At 74.4% G+C, this 16,456-nt stretch carries 14 protein-coding genes and 1 riboswitch; of the genes, 8 read left to right on the top strand and 6 right to left on the bottom strand.

Translation table 11 applies throughout. From position 1 onward, the window contains the following. Window positions 1-30: 30 nt before the first annotated feature. Window positions 31-213, top strand: a riboswitch (cyclic di-AMP (ydaO/yuaA leader). Between the two features lie 2 nt (window positions 214-215). Continuing rightward, window positions 216-1,172, top strand: coding sequence for a M23 family metallopeptidase (locus AC07AL_RS15275; RefSeq protein WP_363631913.1), 957 nt, complete (start codon window positions 216-218; stop codon window positions 1,170-1,172). Between the two features lie 270 nt (window positions 1,173-1,442). Here the strand turns inward: AC07AL_RS15275 and AC07AL_RS15270 are convergent, their stop codons facing one another. Continuing rightward, the gene (locus AC07AL_RS15270; protein ID WP_363631911.1) at window positions 1,443-2,162 is read right to left on the bottom strand and encodes a DUF2470 domain-containing protein; all 720 of its coding nucleotides are present in this window, start codon (window positions 2,160-2,162) and stop codon (window positions 1,443-1,445) included. A 179-nt stretch (window positions 2,163-2,341) separates the two neighbouring features. Here AC07AL_RS15270 and AC07AL_RS15265 point away from each other — a divergent pair, with 179 nt between their 5' ends. Continuing rightward, a complete protein-coding gene (locus AC07AL_RS15265; RefSeq protein ID WP_363585286.1) occupies window positions 2,342-3,556 on the top strand; it encodes an MFS transporter in 1,215 nt (404 codons plus the stop codon). Between the two features lie 77 nt (window positions 3,557-3,633). Here the strand turns inward: AC07AL_RS15265 and AC07AL_RS15260 are convergent, their stop codons facing one another. The 3 genes from AC07AL_RS15260 to AC07AL_RS15250 are packed head-to-tail and all read right to left on the bottom strand — an operon-like array spanning window position 3,634 to window position 5,976. Further along, complete coding sequence (locus tag AC07AL_RS15260; protein ID WP_363585285.1) at window positions 3,634-4,059, bottom strand: RidA family protein; 426 nt, start codon at window positions 4,057-4,059, stop codon at window positions 3,634-3,636. A 26-nt stretch (window positions 4,060-4,085) separates the two neighbouring features. Then, window positions 4,086-4,835, bottom strand: coding sequence for an IclR family transcriptional regulator (locus tag AC07AL_RS15255; protein WP_063350228.1), 750 nt, complete (start codon window positions 4,833-4,835; stop codon window positions 4,086-4,088). A 37-nt stretch (window positions 4,836-4,872) separates the two neighbouring features. Further along, window positions 4,873-5,976, bottom strand: a complete 1,104-nt coding sequence (locus AC07AL_RS15250; RefSeq protein WP_363631908.1) for a sugar kinase — start codon at window positions 5,974-5,976, stop codon at window positions 4,873-4,875. Window positions 5,977-6,102: 126 nt separating this feature from the next. Between AC07AL_RS15250 and AC07AL_RS15245 the strand changes: the two genes are divergently transcribed. The 5 genes from AC07AL_RS15245 to AC07AL_RS15225 all read left to right on the top strand — a co-directional run bounded on the left by AC07AL_RS15245 (window position 6,103) and on the right by AC07AL_RS15225 (window position 12,639). Then, the gene (locus AC07AL_RS15245; protein ID WP_363585283.1) at window positions 6,103-7,404 is read left to right on the top strand and encodes a type III PLP-dependent enzyme domain-containing protein; all 1,302 of its coding nucleotides are present in this window, start codon (window positions 6,103-6,105) and stop codon (window positions 7,402-7,404) included. Beyond that, complete coding sequence (locus AC07AL_RS15240; RefSeq protein WP_400811841.1) at window positions 7,404-9,023, top strand: N-acyl-D-amino-acid deacylase family protein; 1,620 nt, start codon at window positions 7,404-7,406, stop codon at window positions 9,021-9,023. Before AC07AL_RS15245 ends, AC07AL_RS15240 begins: the two co-directional genes overlap by 1 nt. Further along, complete coding sequence (locus tag AC07AL_RS15235) at window positions 9,020-9,661, top strand: bifunctional 4-hydroxy-2-oxoglutarate aldolase/2-dehydro-3-deoxy-phosphogluconate aldolase (protein ID WP_208869124.1); 642 nt, start codon at window positions 9,020-9,022, stop codon at window positions 9,659-9,661. Before AC07AL_RS15240 ends, AC07AL_RS15235 begins: the two co-directional genes overlap by 4 nt. Window positions 9,662-9,832: 171 nt before the next feature. After that, window positions 9,833-11,413 carry an alpha-amylase family glycosyl hydrolase gene (locus tag AC07AL_RS15230; RefSeq protein WP_400811844.1) on the top strand — a complete coding sequence of 527 codons (1,581 nt, stop codon included), beginning with the start codon at window positions 9,833-9,835 and terminating at the stop codon, window positions 11,411-11,413. A 173-nt stretch (window positions 11,414-11,586) separates the two neighbouring features. Beyond that, window positions 11,587-12,639: an ABC transporter permease gene (locus AC07AL_RS15225; protein WP_363631903.1), complete on the top strand. Its 1,053-nt coding sequence runs from the start codon at window positions 11,587-11,589 to the stop codon at window positions 12,637-12,639. Window positions 12,640-12,889: 250 nt separating this feature from the next. Here AC07AL_RS15225 and AC07AL_RS15220 read toward each other — a convergent pair whose 3' ends face one another. Then, complete coding sequence (locus AC07AL_RS15220) at window positions 12,890-14,422, bottom strand: APC family permease (RefSeq protein ID WP_478317627.1); 1,533 nt, start codon at window positions 14,420-14,422, stop codon at window positions 12,890-12,892. A gap of 180 nt (window positions 14,423-14,602) precedes the next feature. On the opposite strand from AC07AL_RS15220, the gene AC07AL_RS15215 reads away from it, so the two are divergent. Next, window positions 14,603-15,370, top strand: a complete 768-nt coding sequence (locus AC07AL_RS15215; RefSeq protein WP_478317626.1) for a FadR/GntR family transcriptional regulator — start codon at window positions 14,603-14,605, stop codon at window positions 15,368-15,370. 104 nt (window positions 15,371-15,474) lie between these two features. On the opposite strand, the gene AC07AL_RS15210 is transcribed toward AC07AL_RS15215, so the two are convergent. Beyond that, entirely contained in the window at window positions 15,475-16,239 is a 765-nt protein-coding gene (locus tag AC07AL_RS15210) for a (2Fe-2S)-binding protein (RefSeq protein WP_478317625.1), read from the bottom strand. Window positions 16,240-16,456 lie beyond the last annotated feature (217 nt).

The raw sequence follows: 16,456 nt of genomic DNA, 5'->3' as shown, positions 1-16,456 counted from the left end.
CCGGGTGGAACGCCGAATCCTGCCGCTGCCCGGTGGCTCGCACCGAACTCTGTACGGCAGGAGCGGGGGACCCACAGGTAAGTCGCCGGACCGGAAACGGCACGCTTTCGCGTACCCGGATCCAGGGCCGGCTAGGGGTGAAGCCGCATGTGCGGCCGGGCAACTCCAGCCCGAACCCGACAGCTCACCTCGCAGGCGTCGGAGAGGAAAATTCCATGCCTGCACAGGCTCGTCGTATCGCCCTGCCCCGCGCCGCCCGCATCGGGATCGCCACCGCCGTCACCGGTGTCTCCTTCGCCCTGCCGCTCGTCACCGCGATGAGCGCCCAGGCCCACCCCGCGCCGGCCGCCGCGGTCACCGCCGCCCCGGCCGCCGCTCCCGCCGACCAGGCCCAGGCCTCGTCGCAGGAGAGCTACCGCGTCGTCAGCGGCGACACCCTGTCCCGGATCGCCGACGCCCAGCACGTCGACGGCGGCTGGCAGGCGCTGTACGACCACAACCGTGAGGTCGTCGGCGGCAACCCGGACCTGATCTTCCCCGGTCAGCGGCTCGTGATCGCCGGCCAGGCCGCCCCGGCCAAGCCCGCTGCCCCGGCGAAGCCCGCCCAGCCGTCCGCCCAGGACGCCGCGCCGGCCACCACCGCCAAGCCGCAGGCCCAGCCGGAGGTCCGGACCGAGGCGGCCAAGCCGTCCGCCCAGCTCCAGGCCCAGCTGCAGACCGCCGCGCCGTCCGCCGTGGTCACCGCCGTGCCGGTCGCCGCCGCTTCGGCCTTCGTCGCCCCGCTGGCCGGCCCGAAGCTGGGCACCGCGTACGGCGTGGCAGGCTCGATGTGGGCCTCCGGCCACCACACCGGCCAGGACTTTGTCGCCTCCACCGGCACCCCGCTGCGCGCCGTCGGCAACGGTGTCGTGGTGAAGGCCGGCAACGGCGGCGCCTACGGCAACGAGGTCGAGATCAAGCTCGCCGACGGCCACTACGCCGAGTACGCGCACCTCTCCTCGATCGGTGTGAAGATCGGTCAGGCCGTCAAGGCCGGACAGCAGATCGGCCTCTCCGGCGCGACCGGCAACGTGACCGGCCCGCACCTGCACTTCGAGATCCGCAACGGCTCGGAGTACGGCTCGGACATCAACCCGGTCGCCTACCTGCGGGCCCACGGCGTCGCGCTCTGACCCGTACCGGATGTACCGGATGTGCCGGATGTGCCGGATGAGGAACCACCGCTGCTACGGGGCGAATCGACCGCCCGGGATGGTCATGTCGGGTGACCGCTCGACCGGGTGATCGCCGCAGCAGTGGACATGGGCGCGGGACACGCCCAGGCCGGCCCGGCTCGCGAGACTTCTCTCGCGAGCCGGGCCGGCCGCTGTCGTTTCCGGGCCTTGGTGGGTGCCCCCAAGGCGAATTGACGATGCGTCAGGCCGACGCTCTGGTGGGCCGGTTCAGAGCCGGTGGGCGGGCAGCCCGTGCTGGGCGGCGGTCAGCAGCTCGTGCATCCGCTGCCCGAAGTCCTCGGTGTCGGCGGCCGGTTCGGGGAAGACCAGGCGGACGTCGCGGTGGCCGTGCGGGTGGTCCAGGCGCAGGACCAGGCCGTGGCGGTCCAGGGCGAGCGGGCGGACCTCCGGGTGCTGGGCCAGCAGGTCCGGGTCGAGCAGCCGGGTGAGGACGGCGAGGGCGTCGGCGTGGTCGTCGGCGAGGTGGGTGAGCATGGCGGCCTCGTAGCGGGCCAGCGGGTCGGGCGTGGCGAGGGCGAGGTCGCCGGCGGTGAGCGCGCCGGTGCCGTACGGGGTGGCGAGGACGGCGTGGGCGACGTCCACGCGCAGGTGGACGCTGAGGCCGTCGTCGGCGAGGTGGGCCAGGTGCAGTCGGCCGGCCAGGGTGAGGCGGGCGCGGATCCGGTCGCGGACGGCGACGGGGGAGATGTCGGTGACGTCCAGGACGACGGCGAGTCCGTCGGTGGCGCGGGCGGCGGCGGTGGCGAGCGGGTCGCCCAGTGGGGCGCGCAGGCGCAGCCGGGAGCCGTGGACGGAGACCGGGGAGTCGAGGTCGTGGTGTTCGCCGAAGGCGCGGACGGTGAGCGAGGAGGTCGCGCTGAGCAGGCTCTGGACGCGCTCGGCGGTGGTGGGTTCGGGCACCTCGGCGTCGCCGGCGGGCAGGCTCATGACGGACCTCCAGTTAGTTAGGTGAGCCTAACCTAATCTCCGCTCGAGGGTGTGGCAAGTGGCGTGGCCGGGATTGCTGTCGTCGGGGATAGGTGGCGCTTGCAAGTACCCGCGGGTGTCTCGTATTGTCGACGCTGGTAGTTGCATGCGCAACGGTTCTCTCTGGAAAGCGGTCCCTCATGCCCCTCGCGCTCCTGGCGCTGGCGATCAGCGCCTTCGGTATCGGCACCACCGAGTTCGTGATCATGGGCCTGCTGCCCGAGGTCGCCGGCGACTTCTCGGTCTCCATCCCCACCGCCGGTCTGCTGATCTCCGGCTACGCGCTCGGCGTCGTGGTCGGCGGCCCGCTGCTCACCATCCTCGGCACCCGGGCCCCCCGCAAGGGCATGCTGCTGACGCTGATGGGCCTGTTCGTGGTGGGCAACCTGATCGCGGCCGTCGCCCCCGCCTTCGGGCTGCTGATGATCGGGCGGATCGTCAGCGCCTTCGCGCACGGCGCGTTCTTCGGCATCGGCTCGGTCGTCGCCGCCGACCTGGTCGCCCCGCACAAGCGGGCCGGCGCCATCGCCCTGATGTTCACCGGCCTCACCGCCGCCAACGTGCTGGGCGTCCCGATGGGCACCCTGCTCGGCCAGCACTTCGGCTGGCGCTCCACGTTCTACGTCGTCGCCGGGCTCGGCCTGCTCGGCCTCGCCGGGATCGCGGCGCTGGTGCCCGTCCAGCCGCGGGCGGGCGCCGCCCGGCTCGGCCCCGAACTGGCCGTCTTCCGGACCCTGCGGCTCTGGCTCGCGCTCGCCATGACCGTGCTCGGCTGGGGCGGCATCTTCGCGATGTTCACCTACATCACGCCGATGATGACCGAACTGGCCGGCTTCGCCCCGAGCAGCGTCACCTGGCTGCTCTTCCTGTTCGGCGTCGGCCTGTTCGTCGGCAACCTGCTGGGCGGCTGGTTCGCCGACCGCGCGCTGATGCGCAGCCTCACCGTGATCCTCGCGGTGCTCGCGGTGCTGCTGTTCGCCTTCACCTTCGCCGCGCACAGCAAGCCGGCCGCGATCGTCCTCATCCCGCTGATCGGGCTGTTCGGCTTCGCGACCGTCGCGCCGCTGCAGAAGCGGGTCATGGACCAGGCGGCGGGCGCGCCGACGCTGGCCTCGGCCGCCAACATCGCCGCGTTCAACCTGGGCAACGCGCTGGCCGCCTGGCTCGGCGGGCTGGTCATCTCCGGCGGCCTCGGCTACGACGCGCCGAACTGGGTGGGCGGGCTGCTCACCGCGGTCGCCCTCGGTGTGACGGTGTTCGCGGCGGCGCTCGACCGGCGCGGCGCGGCGGGCGAGGGGCGGGTCGTGGCGCGCTCGGGGGCCCCGGCCGAGCAGGGCGTGCCCGCGGGGCGGTGAGCGAGGGGGACGGCGGAGGGCCCGGACGCCTGGTGCGCGTCCGGGCCCTTGCGGTGGTCGGGCCGCTCGACGGTGTCTCAGGCGACGACGGCCTGGGCGTCGATCTCGACCAGCATCGGCTCCTGCGGCAGCTCGACGAAGATCGTGGTGCGGCAGGGCTTCACGCCGCCGGGCTTGATGTTCTCGTCGATGAACTCGGCGTACACCTCGTTCATCAGCGGGAAGTCCGCCCGCTTGGTGAGGTAGACCCGGAACATCACCACGTCCTCGATGGTGGCCCCGCCGGCCTCGACGATCGCCTTGACGTTCTCCAGCGTGCGCCGGGTCTGCGCCTTCACGTCGCCGTGGTACAGGTACTCGCCGGTCGCCGGGTCCTGCGGGCCCTGGCCGGAGACCTGGAGGATCGGGCCCTTGCGGACGCCCTGGGAGAACATCCAGGCGGGGGCGGGGGCGCCGTCGGTGCGGACCTCGGTCTTGCCGCTGGTCGGGTGCTGCTCGTTCATGGGGTTCCTTACGGTCTGACGGTTGATCAGTTGTGGTCCGGGCGGCCGCAGTCGGCCGAGATGGCGCGGGTGGTGGCGAGCAGCTGCGGGAGGAGGTCCAGCACCTGCTCGTAGGGGAGGACGACGTCCGGCACCGAGATGGACGCGGCGGCGACGACCCGGCCGCTGGCGTCCCGGATCGGTGCGGCCACGCAGTTGATGAACGCCTCGTGCTCGGCGTGGTCCTGCGCCCAGCCCTGGACGGCGACCTTCTCCAGCTCGGCGAGCAGCGCCTCGGGCGTGCTGAGGGTGCGGGGGGTGTGCGGGGTGAAGTCGATCCCGGCGGCCACCCGGCGGCGTTCGGGCAGCGGCAGGTCGGCCAGCAGCACCTTGGAGACGGCGGCGCTGTGCAGGGCGGCGCGCAGGCCGATCCGGGAGTACATCCTGACCGGGTGCCGGGAGTCGAACTTGTCGATGTAGACGACCTCGCCGCCCTCGTACGCGGCCAGATGCACGGTCTGGCCGGTGGTGGCGTTCAGCTCGGCCAGGTGCGGGGCGGCGATCCGGCGGACGCCGCGCTGTTCCAGGGCGAGGCCGGAGAGGGCGAACAGGCCGGCGCCCAGGTGGTAGCGGTAGGCGGCGTCACGGTAGACGAACCGTTCCTCCTCCAGGCTCTGGAGCAGTCGGAGCACGGTCGTCTTGTGGACGCCGAGCACCTCGGCCAGCTGGTCGAGGGAGCGCTCGCCCTCGCCGAGTTCGGCGAGCAGGCGCAGGGCGCGGGTGACGGTCTGGCTCATCGTGCTCCGCCGGGGTCGTTCGGGCTCGGGTTCGTGCTCATTGTGCCCGGGCCCGCCGGGTGTCGCGGGACCGGTCCGCGGGGACGGCCGGGCCGGTGATGCCCTCCACCGAGACCCGGGTGGCGGCCCAGTCGGCGGGCGAGGCGTCGAGCAGCGCGGCCACCACGGCGGCGGGCGGCAGTTCGGCCTGGTCGCCGTGGGCGGTCAGCGCGCAGGCGGCGCTCAGGTGGCCGAGCCGCAGCCGGCGGCGCTGGTCCAGGCCGCGGATGGTGCCGGCCAGGTAGCCGGCGGCGAAGGCGTCGCCCGCGCCGGTGGCCTCGACCACCTCGACGGCCAGGGCCGGTTCGCTCACCGCCGTGCCGTCCCGCTCCAGGGCGGTGACCAGCCGGGCGGCGTCCTTGACCACCACGGTGGCCGGGGAGGCGAAGCGGCGGCGCAGCGCGGCCGGTTCCCCGGTGCCGAACGCGGCCTCGGCCTCGTCGGCGCCGATCAGCAGCAGGTCGGCGGCGTCCAGCAGCGGCGGCAGGACGGCCGGGTCGCGGTCGTGCCAGAGCGCGGGGCGCCAGTTGAGGTCGAAGCTGACGGTCCGCTCCGGGCGGCGGTCGGCGAGCAGGGCGCGCAGCAGCGCCAGGCAGTCGTCGGAGAGCGCGGCGGTGATGCCGGACAGGTGCAGCAGGCGGGCGCCGGACAGCAGCCGGACGGCCGCCGGGTCGGCCAGCAGGGCGGGGGAGAGCGCGGCGGCCGCGGAGCCGCGCCGGTGGTAGTGCAGCCGACTGCGGCCGGGGCCGAGGTCGTGGTGGTGGCCGGTGGCGCCGCCGACCTCCTTGAGGTACAGGCCGGTGGGGCGGTGCGGGTCGACGGCGACCGCCGAGACGTCCACGCCGCGGGCGGCGACCTCGGCGAGCAGCCGGCGGCCGAAGCCGTCGTCGCCGACCCGGCTGATCCAGGCGGTCGGGACGCCGAGCGCGGCCAGCGCGCCGGCCACGTTGGACTCCGCGCCGCCGACCGACAACCGGAAGTTCTCCACCGCCTCCAGCGGGCCCGGCCGGTCCGGCAGCAGCACCGCCATGGACTCGCCCACGCACACGGCCGTCGGGGAAGGACCGGGGCGGGCCGGGCCCGGGGTGTCCTGTCGCGGCATCTGCTGGGCTCCTCCGTCTGCGGCGGCCGTTCCGTTGACCGTGATCCGGCGCCGATGCTAGAACCGTCATGCCAACATGTGCAACCCTCATTGCACATGTTGCAACACGGCAGATGGAGGAAGACGGTGGAGCAGACCTTCGCAAGCATCGGCACCGGGCCGGGCATCGACGACGGCGCGGTGGCGGCCCTCGCCGACGAGACGCTCGACTGGCGGTTCAAGGCCGCCCCTCCGGAGGCTTGGGGGCACTCCGTCCGCGACTGGCTGGCCACCGGACCCACCCTCACCGGGCTCGGCACCCCGCTGCTCACCCTGGACGGTGCCGCGCTCGACCACAACCTCCGCACCATGGCCGACTGGTGCGCCAAGGCCGGGGTCGCGCTCGTGCCGCACGGCAAGACCACCATGGCGCCCGCCCTGTGGCAGGCGCAGCTCGCCGCCGGCAGCCACGGCATCACCCTCGCCAACCTGCCGCAGGTGCGCGTCGCCCGGGCCTTCGGAGTCGAGCGGATCCTGCTCGCCAACACCCTGCTCGACCCGGCCGGACTGGCCTGGCTCGCCGCCGAACTGGCCGCCGACCCGGCGTTCGCCTTCGTCTCCTGGGTGGACTCCACCGAGAGCGTCCGGCTGATGGACGAGGCGCTGCGCGCCGCCGGGGCCCAGCGGCCCGTCGAGGTCCTGGTCGAACTCGGCGGCCCCGGCGGGCGCACCGGCGCCCGCGGCGTGGACGCGGCCGTCGAGATCGCCGCCGCCGTGCTGCGCGCCCCCACCCTGCGCCTCGCGGGCGTCGGCGGCTACGAGGGCGCGCTCGCCCACGACGCCACCGCCGACGGGCTGGCCACCGTCCGCGACTACCTCAAGGCGCTCGCCGACCTGCACGGCCGACTCGCCCGCGCCTACCCGGACGACGCCCGGCCGATCGTGACGGCCGGCGGCAGCGCCTACTTCGACCTGGTCGTCGAGGAACTGGCAGGCCTGCCGGACGCCCTCGTGGTCCTGCGCTCGGGCGCGTACATCGCCCACGACGACGGCTTCTACCGGGGCATCTCGCCGCTGGTCCGGGGTGCCGGCGCCACGCCGTTCCGCAGCGCGCTGCACGGCTGGGCCCGGGTGGTGTCCCGGCCCGAGCCGCAACTGGCCCTGCTGGACGCCGGCAAGCGCGACCTGCCCTTCGACGAGGGCCTGCCCGAGCCGCAACGCGTGCGCGGCGGCGCAGAGTTGACCGGCACCGCGGCCCGGATCACCGCACTCAACGACCAGCACGCCTTCCTGCGCGACGCGGGCGACCTCGCCCCGATCGGCGCGGTGCTGCGGCTCGGCGTCTCCCACCCGTGCACGGCCTTCGACAAGTGGACCGCGATCCCGGTGCTGGACTCCGCCGACGCGGCCGAGCCGAAGGTCACCGGGCTGGTCAGGACGTTCTTCTGATGGCGGGCGGCAGAGCGCCCGACACCGTCTTCCGGGGCGCCACCGTCGTCGACGGCACCGGCGCGGACCGCTACCGGGCGGACGTGCGGATCGCCGACGGGCTGATCACCGGGATCGGCCACGGCCTCGACGCGCCGACGGTGGTGGACGCCGACGGGCTGGTCCTCGCCCCCGGCTTCATCGACATGCACGCCCACTCCGACCTCGCCCTGCTGCTCGAACCCGAGCACCCGGCCAAGGTCACCCAGGGCGTCACCTGCGAGGTCCTCGGCCAGGACGGCCTGTCCTACGCCCCGGTGGACGACGCCACGCTGCCCGCGCTGCGTCGCCAACTGGCCGGCTGGAACGGCGATCCGGAGGGCTTCGACTGGGACTGGCGCGGCGTCGCGGGCTACCTGGACCGGATCGACCGCACCGGCGTCGCCGTCAACGCCTGCTACCTCGTCCCGCACGGCTCGTTGCGGATGCTCGCCATGGGCTGGGCCAACCGGCCGCCCACCCCGGCCGAACTCGACCGGATGCGCCAGGAGTTGGCGCAGGGCCTGCTGGACGGCGCGGTCGGCATGTCCAGCGGCCTCAGCTACACCCCCGGGATGTACGCGGACACCTCCGAGCTGGTCGAGCTGTGCACCGTGGTAGCGGCCTACGGCGGCTTCCACGCCCCGCACCAACGCTCGTACGGTGAGGGCGCGTTGGAGGGCTACGCGGAAATGGTGGAGATCGCCCGGCGGACCGGCTGCGCGCTGCACCTGACCCACGCCACGATGAACTTCGGCGTCAACCGGGGCCGGGCCGGCGAACTGCTGGAACTGGTCGACCAGGCGCTCGCCGACGGCGTCGACCTCACCCTGGACAGCTACCCCTACCTGCCGGGCTCCACCACCCTGGCCGCCCTGCTTCCCAGTTGGGCCACCGAGGGCGGTCCGGTGGCGACACTCACCCGGCTCGCCGACCCGGCCGCCCGCGAGCGGATCCGGTACGAGGTGGAGGAGAAGGGCAGCGACGGCTGCCACGGCGTCGTCACCGACTGGGCGACGATCCAGATCTCCGGCGTCCGGACGGCCGAGCTGGCGCGGGCGGTCGGCCGGACCGTCGCCGAACTCGCCGCCGAGCGGGGCCGCAGCGGCACGGAGGTCTTCCTCGACCTGCTGCGCCGCGACGAACTGGCCACCACGATCCTCCAGCACGTCGGGCACGAGGAGAACGTCCGGGCGATCATGCGCCACCCGGCGCACACCGTCGGCAGCGACGGACTGCTGGTCGGCGCCCGGCCGCACCCGCGCGCCTGGGGCACCTTCCCCCGCTACCTCGGCCACTACAGCCGGGAGTTGGGCGTGCTGACACTGGAGGAGGCGATCGCCCGGATGACCGGTCGGCCCGCCGCCCGGCTCGGGCTGCACCGGCGCGGCCTGATCGCCCCCGGCCACCACGCCGACCTGGTGCTCCTCGACCCCGAGAAGGTCCGGGACGCCGCCACCTTCGAGCACCCCCGGCTGCCCGCCGAGGGCGTCCAGCACGTGTACGTCAACGGCACCGCCGTCGTCCGGCAGGGCCGCACCACGGGCGCCCGGCCCGGGCGCGCCCTGCGCCGCACCGACCGAGGAACCAGATCCCTGTGAATCCCCCCTCCGTGAACCCCCTCGCCGATCTGCGGGACGACCCGGTGATCGCCGTGGTCCGCGCGCCCCGCATCCCGGACGCGGCCGCGCTGTGCGCCGCGCTCGCCGACGGCGGCATCAACTGGACCGAATTCACCTACACCACACCGGAGGTGACGACGCACCTGCGGCGTGCCGCGGACGCGGGCTGGCGGGTCGGCGTGGGCACCGTGCTGACCGCTGAGCAGGCCGAGCGCGGGGTCGCGAGCGGGGCGTCCTTCCTGGTCACCCCCGGCTGCCGGCCCGAGGTCGCGCAGGCCGCCCGGGCCGCCGGGGTGCCGGTGGTGCTCGGGGCGCTCACCCCGACCGAGGTGGCCCGGGCGGTGGACCTCGGGGCCGCCGCCGTGAAGATCTTCCCGGCCCGGGCGTTCGGCCCCGGCTATTTCAAGGACCTACGCGGCCCGTACCCGGACGTCCCGCTGGTGGCCTCCGGCGGGGTGAACGCGGGCAACGCCGCCGACTTCCTGGCGCACGGCGCGCTCGCGGTCTGCGCGGGCACGGACGTGGTGCCGCCGGACGCGGTCGCGGCGGGGGACTGGGCGGAGATCACCCGGCGGGCCCGGGCGTTCACCGCGGCGTGCGCGGTGGCGCGGGCCTGAGGGGCCGGTGGGCGGCGGGGTGCCGGGGCGGTCGGTCGGCGAGTTGTCGGGACGGCCTCGGCGGGCTGTCGGCGGGCTGTCGGCGCGGCCGGGGATGGGCGAGAATCGTGCTCCCCAGCCCCGGCCCCAGCCCTGGCCCCGGCCCCCGGATCCGGCAGGAGGACCCACCCCATGACCCCGCCCCGCCCCGGCCCCGACTGGCTGGCCGACGCCGTCCTGTACCAGATCTACCCGCAGAGCTTCGCGGACTCCGACGGCGACGGCATCGGCGACTTCGCCGGCATCGCCGCGCACCTCGACCACCTCGCCTGGCTCGGCGTCGACACCGTCTGGCTCAACCCCTGCTTCGCCTCCCCGTTCCGCGACGCCGGTTACGACGTCGCCGACTACCTCGCCCCGGCCCCGCGCTACGGTGCCACCGAGGACCTGGTCGCGCTGGTCGAGGCCGCCCGCCGCAAGGGCATCCGGATCCTGCTCGACCTGGTCGCCGGCCACACCTCCGACCGCCACCCCTGGTTCCTGGCCGCCGCCGAGGACCCGTCCGACCACCGGTACATCTGGTCCGACCAGCGGGTGGACGGCTTCGTCGCCTCGCCCGGTAGCCGCCCCGGCTGGTACCGGCCGAACTTCTTCGACTGCCAGCCCGCGCTCAACTTCGGCTACGCGCGCCCGAGTTCCGAGGAGCCCTGGCGCCAGCCGGTGGACGCCGAGGGCCCGCGCGCCAACCGGGCGGCCCTGCGCGACATCATGGCGCACTGGCTCGGCCTCGGCCTGGCCGGCTTCCGGGTCGACATGGCCTCCTCGCTGGTCAAGGACGACCCGGGCCTGGTGGAGACCGCCAAGTTGTGGACCGGGCTGAGGGACTGGCTGGACCGCGCCCACCCGCAGGCCGCGCTGTTCGCCGAGTGGGGCGATCCGGCGGCCGCCGTCGCGGCGGGCTTCCACGCGGACTTCTTCCTGCAGTTCGGCGGTGCCGACCACGGCCTGGCGTTGCGCTCGCTGTGGAACAACGGCGCCGGCACGGTCGAGGAGTTCTGGCAGCAGGGCCCGTGCTACTTCGAGGCCGAGGGGCGCGGCACCCCGCAGGTGTTCCTGGACGCCTGGCGCGCCGCCGCCGAAGCGACCGGGGGTGTCGGCCACATCGCCCTGCCCACCGCCAACCACGACTTCTCCCGGCTGGCCACCGGCCCGCGCGCCGACGGGCAACTGGCCGCCGCCTTCGCGTTCCTGCTCACCTGGCCCACCCTGCCGGCCGTCTACTACGGCGACGAGATCGGCATGCGCTACCTGCCCGGACTGCCCGACGTCGAGGGCAGCGTGCTCGGCCCGCGGTACAACCGGGCCGGCTCGCGGACCCCGATGCAGTGGGAGCCCGGGCCGACGGCGGGCTTCTCCAGCGCGTCGCCCGAGCGCCTCTACCTGCCCGTCGACCCGGACCCGCGGCGCCCGGACGTGCTCTCCCAGCGGGCCGATCCGACGTCGCTGCTGCACACCGTCCGGCGGCTGATCGCGCTGCGCCGGGCGCATCCGGGGCTGGGTGCCTCCGGCGGGGTGGAGGTCCGGCACGCCGGGTACCCGCTGGTGTACACCCGGGCCGGACGGTACCTGGTGGCGGTGAATCCGCGCCGGGAGCCGGGGGCGGTGCGGCTGGAGCACGGCGGGGTGCGCCCGCTGGAGGTGCGGGGCGTGCGGGTGGCGGACGGGGAACTGCGGGCGGACGGCTTCTCGTACGGCGTGTTCGAGCTGTCCTGAGCGCTCGGCCGTGTCCCCTGCTGGGGCGGCCGGCTTTCGAACGGCGTCAGATAGTTGTAAGCTACATCCAAGATAGTTGCATTTACCACCTGATGTAGGCGCATTCGACACCCCTCATGGTTGTATTTGCCACCTATCTTGACTCGATGCCACCGGAGGACGGTACGAACGCCATGAGCACATCCCAGACCCCTGCCGCAGCGCCCGCCCTGGGGCACTCGCTCAAGCACCTCGCCCTCCACCTGATCACCCCGCTGCTGATGTGCCTCGGCATGGCGCTCGCCTACCAGGGCGCCTTCCACCAGCCCGAGCCGCACCACCTGAAGGTCGCCGTGGTCGGCACCACCCCGCAGGCGCAGGGCCTGGCACAGGCGATCCAGGCCAAGGCCGGGGCGGCGGTCGACGTCCGCACCCTGCCAGACCGGGCGACCGCCGAGCAGCAGCTGCGCGACCGCGACCTGGTGGGGGCCTTCCTCCCGGATGCCAGGAGCCCCGAACTGCTCGTCGCCAAGGGGAACTCGGACACCTCGGCGGTGGCCGCCACGGCGGTGTTCAGCAACGTCACCGACCGGCAGGGCGTGCCGTTGCACGTCACCGATCTCACCACCCCGGCCGAGGGCGACCCGACCGGCCAGGGCCTGTTCTTCCTGCTGGTCGCGCTGAGCATCGGCTCCTACGCCAGCGTCGCCGTGATCGGCGCGGCCGGCGCCGGGCTGAGCATGCGGATCCGGGCGCTGGTCGGCGTGGCGGTGTCGCTGGTGGTGAGCGTGATCGGGATCGTCACCGCCGGACCGGTCTTCCATGTGGTCGACCACGACCTGGCCGCGGTGTGGGCGCTCGGGTGGCTCTACTCGGCGGGCGTCGTCCTGATCGGCATCGGCCTGCACAGCTTCCTGAAGAGGTGGACCACCCTGGCCCTGATGGTGCTGTTCGTGATGCTGAACTTCACCAGCTCCGGCGGCGTCTTCCGGCCCGAGCTGCAGAACGGCTTCTTCGGCGCGCTGCACGGCTTCTGGACCGGCGCCGGCTTCCTGGAGGGCGCGCGCAGCATCCTGTACTTCGACGGCGGCGCGGGCCTCGGCGGGCACGTCGTGACCCTGGCGGTCTGGCTGCTGCTGGGCGGGGCCGCGCTGGTGGCCGCCGCGCTCTACGAGGGGCGCGGGCGCCGGGCGGTGGAGAGCCCGGTGGAGGCCGAGGGGGAGATGGCGGAGGCGGTCGCGGTCTGACCGCACCGCACGCGAGTGCTTCACCCGCCGCCAAGGGCATCGGCACCGGGTGGGGACCGGCGGCCCGCGCCCGGCTCTGGACAAGCCGGACGCGGGCCGGTTTCGCGGCTCCGGTTCCGTGACTCAAGCTCTGTGACTCCGGGTTCCGTGACTCCGGGCTCATGGCTCCGGGCTCATGGCGCGCCTTCGGGGTGCCCGTCGTCCGGGAGGCGGTCGAGGGCGGCGACGGGGATTCCTCCAGGGGTGAGGGTCATCGGGCGTCCCCGGCGGGGGCCGTCGCGTCGCCGGACGGGGCGTCGCCGCGCAGGTGCGGGCGGGCCAGCAGCAGGTAGAGCCCGCCGGCCGCGAGCACCGCCACGGCCGAGAGCAGCACGAGGTAGTCGTCGTACCAGGCGGCGTCCGGGGTGCGGCCCCAGCAGATGTTGACGATCGCGGCGAGCCCGTACACCAGCGCGCCGATGTTCACCGCCAGGCCCCAGCGGCCGAGCCGGAAGTCCCCGCTCGGGCGCCAGCCACGCAGCCGGGCGCGCAGGGCGGCCAGCACCACCATCTGGAAGGCGAGGTAGATGCCGATGCTGGAGAAGGAGATGATCTTCGTCAGGGCGCCCTCGGAGAGCGCCGAGGCGCCGACGATGATCACGCCCGGCACTGCCGCAGCGAGCAGCAGCGCGTACGGCGGTACCCGCAGGCGGTCCGAGACGGTGGCGAGCAGCCGGCTGCCCACGATCATCCGGTCCCGGGCGAAGGAGTACGCGAGCCGGCTCGCCGCCGCCTGGAGGCTCAGCACGCAGGACAGGAAGGAGATCAGCACCACGCCGATCACCACCCGGGCGCCGGTGGCGCCGAACGCGTCGTGCAGCACCGAGGCCACCGGGTCCTTGTCGTCGCCGGAGACCACCGCGCCGATGTCCTGGATCGACATCACCAGCGCCAGGCTGACGCCGATCGCCGCCGCGCCGCCGACGTAGAGGGTGCGCCGCATCGACTTGGGGATCTGTCGACCGGGGTTCGGCACCTCCTCGGCGACGTCGCCGCACGCCTCGAAGCCGAAGAAGAGGAAGACCGCGATCAGCCCGGCGGCCAGGAAGGCGTCGGTGTACGAGCCGCCGTCGCCCGCGCCGAAGCGGTCGAAGACCACACCGAGCCCGTGGTAGCGGTGGGTCAGCAGCAGCCAGGCGCCGACCGCCAGGGCGCCCAGCAGCTCGGCGGCGAAGCCGAACACGGCCGCCGCCGACAGCACCTTGGTGCCGCCCAGGTTGATCACGGTGGCGAGCAGCAGCAGGCCGAGCGCGCACCAGACGGTCGTCGCGGTGCTCGGTTCGACGCCCAGCAGCGCGGCCACGTACGGGCCGGCGCCGTAGGAGACCGCGGCGATGGTGGACATCAGCGCCAGCAGGTACACCCAGCCGGTCAGCCAGCCCCAGGTGCGGCCCCAGAGCCGGCGCGACCACGGGTACACCCCGCCCGCCACCGGGAACTGGGCGACCACCTCGCTGAACACCAGTGCCACCAGCAACTGGCCGACCCCGGCGATCAGGAAGCTCCACACCATCGGCGGGCCGGCGGTCGCGAGGGAGGAGGCGAAGAGTGTGTACACGCCGACGACCGGGGAGAGGTAGGTGAAGCCGAGGGAGAAGTTCGCCCAGAGGCTCATGTCGCGTTTGAACTCGGAGGCGTAGCCGAGGGCGGCCAGCCGTGCGGCGTCGGCATCGGCGCCGATGTCGGGGCCCTGAGGGGGGAGGGGGCCGGTCGGGGAGGTGGCACGTGCGCTGGCATCGGTCATGACCTGCTCCTGCTCCTGGGAACGTGGCGTGACGCGTGAGGGCTTACCGGGGGGTGGTGCTCGGACCGGGATCGCGGGAAAACATACGAGATCGGGTTTCTAGCGGCAAGGGTGCGTGCCCGACCGGGAGGTACCCTGCCGGAAGCACCCAGTCCGACGGTGATCGAGGAGAGGGTCGGCGTGGCGACGATCGGGAGCGCGACCCCGCTGCTCAGCGCCGTCCTCGCGCCGCTGGCCGACCTCGGCCGCGCCGATGCCGTGGCCCGCCGGATCACCGAGGCGATCGCCCTCGGCCTGGTCGCCGACGGGGATCAACTGCCCAGCGAGAACGACCTCGCCGACCAGCTCGGCGTCGCCAACGGCACCGTCCGCGAGGCGCTCGCCCTGCTCCGCGAGGCCGACCTGATCGAGACCCGGCGCGGCCGCAACGGCGGCAGCTTCGTCCGCACGCCCGGCGAGGGCCCCGAACGCCTCCAACTCGCCCGGCTGCGCGACCTCGCCACCGTCGACCTGCGTGACCTCGGCGACGAGGAACTGGCCGTCTCCGGCACCGCCGCCCGGCTCGCCGCCGAACGCGCCCCCGTCGACCTCGCACCCCGGCTCACCCGGCTGGTGCACGACCTGCGCGACGCCGCCGGGCCCGCCGAACAGCGCCGCGCCGACGCCCGCTTCCACATCGAACTCGCCGTCGCCGCCCAGTCCGTGCGCCTCACCCGGCTCGCCGTCCGGCTCCAGGCCGAACTCGGGCCGCTGCTCTGGCTGCCCGCACCGCACGGCCCCGACCAGGAACGGTTCGCCGAGCAGCACCGGGAGATCCTGGTCGCCGTCCTGGCCGGCGACGCGGCCGGGGCCCGGGCCGCCGCCGAGGTGCACACCGTCGCCTGCGTGCACCACCTGGTGCGGGGGCACCTCCAGCTGGCGGACGAACGGGGGACGGGTGACGGGTGACAGGTGACCGGAGGCCCGGAGGCCCGGTGGTGGGGCGGGCGGCGGTGCCGTCGGCGGCGGCGAACCGGGAGGTGGTCCGGACATGACCTCCACTCCTGGATGTATCAGCCCCGTTTTGGTGCGGGCGGCTGGGTGAAGCAGCAGTCGCCGCAGACCCCGGCGCCCGGCCCCACCCGGTAGTACAGGCAGCAGCTGGTCCGCCGGAAGGCGGCGCCGCGCGGGCCGGTCCGCAGCGTCCCGGTACCGGCCAGTGGCGGGCGCGCGAGCAGCTCCGCCACCAACGCCCTTGCGGGGACCGGTGCGTGGGCGTCCAGGACCCGCAGCGTACCGGCCAGGGCGGAGGCGGCGTTGCCCGACAGCAGCCGGGCGGAGAGCGGGACGGCGGACCGCACCGCCGCCGCCAGCGGCTCCAACTGGCCCACCAGGACGGCCTCGTACAGCTGGTCGGCGAGCGGGAGCGAAGTGGGGAACGGAGCGGGGAGCGGGGGCTCCGGCGGCGTCCAGAGGTCGAGCGGCCCCTGATCCGGGATCCGTACCCAGGCGTGCTCCAGTGTCGGGACCGTACCCAGCAGGACGGCCGCCCCGAGGCCCACCGACCAGAAACGGGCGGCCAGTCCGAGGTGCAGGATCGACGCGGCGACCCGCGGCTCGGCGGTGCCGAGCCGCTGCGCCACCACCCGGATCCGCAGGGCCAGCGGCGCGTCCGGCCCGGCGCCGTACAGCTCGGGCAGCGGCCGGAAGCCCGGGGGCGGCCCCGCGCCGGGCGTGGCGGGGGTGTCGAGCGCGAAGTACGGGCCGACGGCGGCGAGTCGGCCGTAGTCGGGGCGGCCGGCGTTCCCGGTGCCGTCGGCGGGGCGGTCGACGGGCATCGGGCGGGCCTCCAGGGCGTTCGGGCGTTCAGGCGCTCGGTGCGCTCGGTGCGTTCGGGCGCGCGGAGGAACGGTACCGCGCCTGTCGGGGGGTGAGCGCGCTGCCGGGGGGGGGGGGGGGGGGGAGGGGGGTGGGACCGCCCCAGAGGAGCACGGGCCGGGTGCTCCTCCTCCCCTCTCATAGTCTTCCGCTGTGGGGGGGGGGGGTGCGGGTGAC

The organism is Kitasatospora sp. NPDC043949 (assembly GCF_056435365.1).
The sequence above is the reverse complement of the archived record's forward strand: the minus strand, read 5'-3'. Positions and strand labels throughout refer to the sequence as shown.

Coding starts and splice junctions, on each gene's coding strand:
- AC07AL_RS15225 (WP_363631903.1), top strand. CDS start 11,587: ATGAGCACATCCCAGACCCCTGCCGCAGCGCCCGCCCTGGGGCACTCG.
- AC07AL_RS15265 (WP_363585286.1), top strand. CDS start 2,342: ATGCCCCTCGCGCTCCTGGCGCTGGCGATCAGCGCCTTCGGTATCGGC.
- AC07AL_RS15250 (WP_363631908.1), bottom strand. CDS start 5,976: ATGCCGCGACAGGACACCCCGGGCCCGGCCCGCCCCGGTCCTTCCCCG.
- AC07AL_RS15230 (WP_400811844.1), top strand. CDS start 9,833: ATGACCCCGCCCCGCCCCGGCCCCGACTGGCTGGCCGACGCCGTCCTG.
- AC07AL_RS15220 (WP_478317627.1), bottom strand. CDS start 14,422: ATGACCGATGCCAGCGCACGTGCCACCTCCCCGACCGGCCCCCTCCCC.
- AC07AL_RS15210 (WP_478317625.1), bottom strand. CDS start 16,239: ATGCCCGTCGACCGCCCCGCCGACGGCACCGGGAACGCCGGCCGCCCC.
- AC07AL_RS15260 (WP_363585285.1), bottom strand. CDS start 4,059: ATGAACGAGCAGCACCCGACCAGCGGCAAGACCGAGGTCCGCACCGAC.
- AC07AL_RS15275 (WP_363631913.1), top strand. CDS start 216: ATGCCTGCACAGGCTCGTCGTATCGCCCTGCCCCGCGCCGCCCGCATC.
- AC07AL_RS15255 (WP_063350228.1), bottom strand. CDS start 4,835: ATGAGCCAGACCGTCACCCGCGCCCTGCGCCTGCTCGCCGAACTCGGC.
- AC07AL_RS15270 (WP_363631911.1), bottom strand. CDS start 2,162: ATGAGCCTGCCCGCCGGCGACGCCGAGGTGCCCGAACCCACCACCGCC.
- AC07AL_RS15240 (WP_400811841.1), top strand. CDS start 7,404: ATGGCGGGCGGCAGAGCGCCCGACACCGTCTTCCGGGGCGCCACCGTC.